The organism is Pseudomonas sp. HMWF006 (assembly GCF_003061205.1).
GTDB lineage: Bacteria > Pseudomonadota > Gammaproteobacteria > Pseudomonadales > Pseudomonadaceae > Aquipseudomonas > Aquipseudomonas monsensis.
Map to the genome: position 1 here is coordinate 15,907 of NZ_QAIU01000605.1, position 932 is coordinate 16,838.

Genomic DNA, 932 nt, shown 5'->3' on the forward strand with positions numbered 1-932 from the left:
TAACCGGTTGTCGTACGAATCGCTGACCGCCGTCAGCCGCCCCGCCCGAAAGTGATAAAACCGCGCCGTTTCCCCCGCCAGCGCAAGAATCAGCTCCTCCGGCTCTTCGCCGAGAAAAATCGCCGCCCGCGACAGGCTGTTGTGAATCGCCGGCCGTTCAACGCTGGGCAACGGAAAGCGTGTGCGGCGGTTTTCGTGATCGACCCAGACCACCACATCGCCATCGAACTCCAGGCGATGCGCCAGTGAATGACTCCAGCCAAAGCCCAGGCCGACATCGTTCTCAACCGCGCTGGTGCGGTACAACCGGGTGAACTCGAACGGCAACAAGCCATCGAGCGTGCCATCGGTCAGGCTCAGCAGTTCTTCGCCGGTGACCATCGACACCGGACAACCATTGGTGCAGGTGCGCGGCACGCAATCGGCGCTGTCGCCGTTGGGGTTTTTCGCTTGAGCGGGGGCGTCATCATGCGGTTCATGGCGTTCCATCCGGCTCATGCCACGGGACTTGTCTCGCGCAAGCGGCGCCGGATTGGGCACCGACAAAACCAGCGAATCAGCCTGGCGGATGTTCAGCGGGATCGACGCCGTTGGTTTCAACGGCACATCACGCACATTGACCACCAACGGTTTCAGCACGCCTGCATGCGAGTTCAAGTCCCTGGTGGCGGTCAGCTCAGCCAGGCGCAACGCAGAAGCCGCCAGCCATTCCCGCGTCCGCGGCGATTTGATCTTCGCCAGCACTTTGTTGCTCAAGCGCAGCGACACACCGACGCCGCCGGACACGCGCACCAACAGAAAACTGATCAGCAGTTCGACCCGCACCTCCGCCACCACCTCGGCGAGGTGCTGCGGCGGCAACATCTTCAGCCAACTGGTGAACGCGGCCAGATGGATGAACAGCAGCGGTTCGTCGCTGAGGAGCAGCAGGC

Annotated in this window: 1 protein-coding gene; it reads right to left on the reverse strand. The window is 62.7% G+C overall.

The window, feature by feature from the left end; translation table 11 throughout:
- The coding region (locus DBR24_RS28185; protein WP_256591927.1) for a DUF6531 domain-containing protein at positions 1 to 932 on the reverse strand (932 nt) is incomplete at both ends.